We start from the raw sequence: 5,472 nt of genomic DNA on the forward strand, positions 1-5,472 counted from the left end.
CTCCCGCCGGCCGCGGCGACCTCGGCGAGCCGATCGCGGGCCTGCGCGAGGGTGGGCCGGCGGCGCGGGTCCGGTTCGAGCATCGCCAGGATCACGGTCATCAGCGGGCCGCCGTGTGTGGGCGGGTTGATCTTGCCGCGGGCCACGCGGTGCAGCAGAACCAGCGAGTTGTCGTCGGAGCCGAACGGCGGCACCCCCTCGATGGCGGTGTACAGCGTCGCGCCCAGCGAGTACAGGTCGGACGCCTCGTTCGGTTCCTCGCCGCGGGCCACCTCGGGCGCGAAGTATGCGGGCGTCCCGGTGATCACCCCGGTCTGGGTGAGCTGCACGTCGTCCTTGGCACGCGAGATGCCGAAGTCGGTGAGCTTGACCATGCCCGACTGCCGACCGCGATTCGCGATCAGGATGTTGCCCGGCTTGATGTCGCGGTGGATGATGCCCGAGTCGTGCGCCTCCGCCAGCGCGTCGGCGATCTGCGCCCCGATCTGCGCGACCTGCTTCTCGGGCAGTGTCGATGTCATGTGCAGGACCTGCGCGAGCGACCGCGACGGCAGGTACTCCATCACCAGCCACGGCTCGCCCTGGTCCAGCGCCACGTCGTACATGGAGATGGCGTTGCGATGTGACAGGCGGGCGGCGATCCGTCCCTCCCGCATGGCTCGCTGACGCATCTCGGCCGCGGTGTCGTCAGACATCCCTGCGGTCGAGATCACCTGCTTCGCGGCCACCTCGCGGTCCAACAGCTCGTCGTGCGCGAGCCACACCGCACCCATCCCGCCGCCGCCGATCTTCGACTCGAGCCGGTACCGACCGGAGACCAGGTAATCGGGTCCCGGTACCCGCGTCGCTCTGTCCTCCGCCACTCCACGATGGTAGTTCACAGTCACCTCCCACGGGTTCCGCCGTCATCCCCTGCGGCGTTCGTCCGGCCTTGACGGGTTCGCCCTCTCGGGTTTACCGTGGATCCCACAATCGAAAGAGTATTCGAGTCACGTCTTCCCCGTGGCTCTCATATCTCACACGATATGGGAGGGGTGTGACATATGGCGGTGACACAGCGTGTGGCGGATCCGCGCAGTCGCGAGGAGAAGCTGTCCGACCTGCGGAGACAGCTCGCCTCGCTACCGGATCGGCATCGGCCGGTCAAGACGGCGGAGGCTCCGCCTGAGGCGCCCGGCATAGGGCCCTCGGCGCCGCCGGGCGGGGTGGGTGTGTTGCCGGTCCATCCGGGGATCGCACACCTGTTGCCCGGCGGCGGCCTGCAGCGGGGGACGGTGGCCACGGTGTCCGGTGCCGCGGCGTTGGAGGTCTCGCTGGTCGCCACGATGACGGCGGCCGGGGCCCGCGTCGCGGTGTGCGGGCTGCCGGGATTCGGCGCCCTCGCAGCGGTGGAGCAGGGGGCCGATCTGGGTCGCATCGCCATCGTCCCGGGGCCGTTGCCGGATCCGGTGGTGGTGGCGTCGATCCTGCTCGACGGTGCCGATGTGGTGCTGTGCGGGCTGGGCGGGATCTCGGTGCCGCCCAGTCGTGCCCGCGCGATCACTGCACGCGCCCGCAGCAAGGGCGCGGTGCTGCTGCTCAAGGACGGCCGGTGGGACGGGGCCTCGCTGCACCTGCAGGCACGGGTGCGCGGGTACGCGGGCATCGGTGCGCGCTCCGGTCGGGGCCGGATCCGGGCGGTCGACGTGGTCTTCTCGGCGCGCGGCCGGGGCTGCCTCGGAGGTGCGCGGATGTACGGATAGCAGTGGGTATGCGGGACGGTGCCACCGGGCCGGCTCTTCGGAACCGGCTATCGACCTCGGATAAGCGGTGGGTGAGACTGGGGCCGTGGTGATCTCGACGACGGCGGCGGCCGGTATGACGGTGACGGCCCTGGGCATGGTCCTCACGCCGGGGCCGAACATGATGTACCTCGTGTCCCGAAGCGTCGCCCAGGGGCGCATCGCCGGGCTGATCTCGTTGGTCGGTACTGCGGTGGGATTCCTCGTCTATATGACGATAGCGAACGTCGGCTTGGCGGTCGTGTTCGTCGCCGTGCCGTGGTTGTACATCGGGTTCAAGGCGGTGGGTGCCGCCTACCTGGGGTACCTGGCGTGGCAGGCGCTCAAGCCCGGCGGGCGGGGACTGTTCGAAGTCCGTGACCTGCAGCGAGATTCGTCTATGCGTCTGTTCCGGATGGGCTTGGTCACCAATCTGCTGAACCCGAAGGCGGCCATCATGTATCTCGCGTTGATCCCGCAGTTCATCGATCCGGCGCGCGGGCACGCCGGGGCCCAGGGGTTCGCGCTCGGCGGTCTGCAGATCTCGGTGAGTGTGGCGGTCAACGCCCTGATCGTCGTGGCCGCGGGATCGGTGGCACGCGTGCTGGCGCGGCGGCCGGAGTGGGCGGCGTGGCAGCGCCGGATCACCGGCACGATGCTCGGCACCGTCGCGCTGCTGCTCGCGCGGGAGATCCCGGCGCGGGCGCGGGTGTGACGTCACCAGTGCCAGGCGGTCCCGCCGAGGTTGTCGATGGTCTTCTGCAGGACGGTGATGGTGGTCGCGAAGTCCTCCGTGCTGATGCCCTGCATGCGTTCCCGCTGAAGCGCGGCCTGGACCTCCGCCGCGCGCTCGAACCGCTCCCTGCCGGCGGTGGTCAGGGCGATGGTCGCGCCGTCGTCCCGCGACCATCCGTTGGCCGCGACGGACCGCAGCGCGGCAACGATCGCCTCCGGGGTGTCGTTGGGCCCGACGGTGCCGATCACATCGTCCCGGGGAACGCCTCCCGGATGGAGGGACAGCTGATGTAGCACCCACCATTCGGGCTGGGTGACGCCGATCTCCGCGAGCGCGCCGCGGGTGCGGGCACGGATCGTCTCTCCGGCGCGGAGCGTCCAGAAGCCGAGGGGCTGGCGGTCGGGCGGTTGCATGGGTCTGGTCATGGAACCGACCGTATGGCCTGAACCGATGTTGAGGTCAAGGCTGCAGGTCGCGACATTGGCTACCCCTCTCCGGTCGTTCCGGCCTTGACGGGTTCGCCCTCTCGGGTTTACCGTGGATTCGGAAATCGAAAGAGTATTCGAGTCGCGTCTTCCTCGTGGCTCTCATATCTCACACGGTATGGGAGGGGTGTGACATATGACGGTGACGCAGTGCGCGAAGGAACCGCACAGTCGCGAAGAAGACCAGAGTGAACTGCGTAGATGTCTTTCCGGATCGTCGGATCTACATCGGCGCATCAGGGGCGCGACGGCTCCGCCGGGCATGCCCGGCGCACGTGCCGGGGCCCCGCTGGGCGAGTCGGGTGCGTTGCCCATCGATCGGGCTATCGCACACCTGTTGCACATCGACGTACTGCAGCGGAAGACGGTGGCGCGATGACGAGGCCGACGGTGACCGAGCCACCCGTCGAACTGCACGCCCAGGGACGTGCGGACACCGCGGAGCCCCCGAGGGGAGGGAGAGAGGGTCGGGGGTTCTCGGGGGCGGAGCCCCCGAGGGGAGGGAGAGAGGGTCGGGGGTTCTCGGGGGCGGAGCCCCCGAGGGGAAGGATCATGGCCCTCTGGTGTCCCGACTGGCCCGCAGTGGCCGCGGCGGTGGAGGTCGACCTCCCGCCTGACCGGCCGGTGGCGGTGGTGCGGGCGGTCATGGTGATCGCGGGCTCGGCGTCGGCCCGATCCGCCGGGGTCAGGCGCGGGCTGCGGCGCCGGGAGGCGCAGGCCCGCTGCCCGCTGCTGCACGTCGCGGCCGCCGATGACGCTCGCGATGCCCGCGTGTTCGAGCCGGTCGCGGCGGCGGTGGCCGAGCTCATCCCGCTGATCGAAGTGCTGCGACCGGGGCTGGTCGTGATCCCCGCGCGTGGCGCTGTGCGGTTCTTCGGCACAGAGGCGGCCGCGGCTGAGCGGCTGGTCGATGCGGTATCCGCGGTGGGCATGGAGTCGCAGGTGGGGACCGCCGACGAGGTGTTCACCGCCGCGTGCGCCGCCCGGCGCGGGGTGGTCGTGCCGTCGGGCGGATCCGCGGAGTTCCTGGCGCGACTGCCGGTCGCCGAGCTGGGGGTCGAGCCCAGCCTCGGTGGGGGCGACCGGACCGAGCTGTTGGACCTGCTGCACCGTCTGGGGTTGCGCACCGTCGGCGACTTCGCGGCGCTCGCCGCCACCGACGTGGCCACCCGCTTCGGGATCGACGCGATCGCCGCGCACCGACAGGCGCGGGCGGTGGAGGACCGGCCACCGTCGACCCGCGCGCTGCCGCCGGGACTCGAGGTGGTGCACCACCCCGATCCGCCGATCGACCGGGTCGACGCCGCCGCGTTCGCCGGGCGTGCCCTCGCCGCCGAGTTGCACGGCAGGCTCGCCGCGGCCGGGGTCGCGTGCATGCGGCTGCAGGTCTCGGCGGCCACGGCCAATGGGGAGGTACACACGCGCACATGGCGGTGCGCCGAGCCGCTCACCCTCGAGGGCACCGCCGACCGCATCCGGTGGCAGCTCGACGGCTGGATCACCGGGGGGCGGAGCAGGAAGGGCGGCACCGCGGCACCTCCCGGTCCTACGGCGCCGGTCACCCTGCTGCGGCTCGAGCCGGTCGAGGTGGTGGATGCCGGCGGGCTGCAGGCCGGCATCTGGGGCGGGGAGGGCGACGACGGCGCCCGCTTCCGCCGGGCACTCGTGCGGGTGCAGGGCCTGCTGGGTGGCGAGGCGGTCCGGGTCGGGGTACGCAGCGGCGGCCGCGGCCCGGCCGAGCAGATCACCTGGGTGCCGCTGGGCGACGAGCCGGTGCCGGAGCGGGATCCGGCGGCGCCGCGGCCCGGCCGGCTGCCGCAGCCGGCACCGACGGTGCTGTGCACCGGCGTCACCGTCGACGTCACCGACGCCCGCGGTGCGCCGGTGCGGGTCACCGACCGCGGCGTCTTCACGGCGGAACCCACCCACCTGGCGTGGGACGGCCGGGAGTGGGGGCTCAGCTGGTGGGCCGGGCCGTGGCTGGTGGACGAACGCTGGTGGGAGCCGGGCGCCGGTCCCGCGGCGCGCGCGCAGGTGCTCCTCGAGCCGACCGGGCGGCATCCCACCCAGCTGGCCCAGGTACGCGCACTGCTCCTGCGGTACGCGGCGGACAGGTGGGAGGTGGAGGGGGTGTACGAGTAACGGTGCGAGCTCGGCCGCGGAGGAGGTCGGGAGTCCACACCGGCCAGTCCGGGGCTCCGACCGCCACGCCGTGTTCGACGGTGGAGCCCGTCGGTGCCTTCACCTGCGACTACTCGAACACAGACCAGCAGATGTCGTTGCGTAGTCGCTGGTCGTCGAGCACGAGCAGTCGCACCGGATCCGGCAGCTGCGCACGCTGCCAACGACATTCGGCACGTCCTGCCTTGTCGGCCAGCTCGGCGGGCGCGGCGGCGCGCGCCGCCTTGATCGCGTAGGCGGCCGCGCCGAGATCGTGTGCGGCGACGTGGGCGACGGCCCCGGCCTGCCCGGCGGCATAGGCGGCGTGCCG

6 protein-coding genes are annotated in these 5,472 nt (G+C 71.9%); 3 read left to right on the top strand and 3 right to left on the bottom strand.

Features of this window, described 5'->3' with window-relative positions:
• Window positions 1-863: serine/threonine-protein kinase (locus ABD908_RS26465; RefSeq protein ID WP_345001747.1), on the bottom strand; the 863-nt coding region annotated here is incomplete at its 3' end.
• Between the two features lie 180 nt (window positions 864-1,043).
• Here ABD908_RS26465 and ABD908_RS26470 point away from each other — a divergent pair.
• Both ABD908_RS26470 and ABD908_RS26475 read left to right on the top strand, forming a co-directional pair.
• Window positions 1,044-1,742 carry a hypothetical protein gene (locus ABD908_RS26470; protein WP_345001750.1) on the top strand — a complete coding sequence of 233 codons (699 nt, stop codon included), beginning with the start codon at window positions 1,044-1,046 and terminating at the stop codon, window positions 1,740-1,742.
• 88 nt (window positions 1,743-1,830) lie between these two features.
• Window positions 1,831-2,475 carry a LysE family translocator gene (locus ABD908_RS26475; RefSeq protein ID WP_385924474.1) on the top strand — a complete coding sequence of 215 codons (645 nt, stop codon included), beginning with the start codon at window positions 1,831-1,833 and terminating at the stop codon, window positions 2,473-2,475.
• A gap of 2 nt (window positions 2,476-2,477) precedes the next feature.
• Here ABD908_RS26475 and ABD908_RS26480 read toward each other — a convergent pair whose 3' ends face one another.
• A complete protein-coding gene (locus ABD908_RS26480; RefSeq protein ID WP_345001753.1) occupies window positions 2,478-2,921 on the bottom strand; it encodes a MarR family winged helix-turn-helix transcriptional regulator in 444 nt (147 codons plus the stop codon).
• 612 nt (window positions 2,922-3,533) lie between these two features.
• Between ABD908_RS26480 and ABD908_RS26485 the strand changes: the two genes are divergently transcribed.
• Window positions 3,534-5,123, top strand: coding sequence for a DNA polymerase Y family protein (locus ABD908_RS26485; RefSeq protein ID WP_345001756.1), 1,590 nt, complete (start codon window positions 3,534-3,536; stop codon window positions 5,121-5,123).
• A gap of 109 nt (window positions 5,124-5,232) precedes the next feature.
• On the opposite strand, the gene ABD908_RS26490 is transcribed toward ABD908_RS26485, so the two are convergent.
• On the bottom strand, window positions 5,233-5,472 hold a 240-nt coding region (locus tag ABD908_RS26490; protein ID WP_345001759.1), incomplete at its 5' end, for a putative immunity protein.

Origin of the sequence: Tsukamurella soli, assembly GCF_039541155.1 — a bacterium.
Taxonomy (GTDB): domain Bacteria; phylum Actinomycetota; class Actinomycetes; order Mycobacteriales; family Mycobacteriaceae; genus Tsukamurella; species Tsukamurella soli.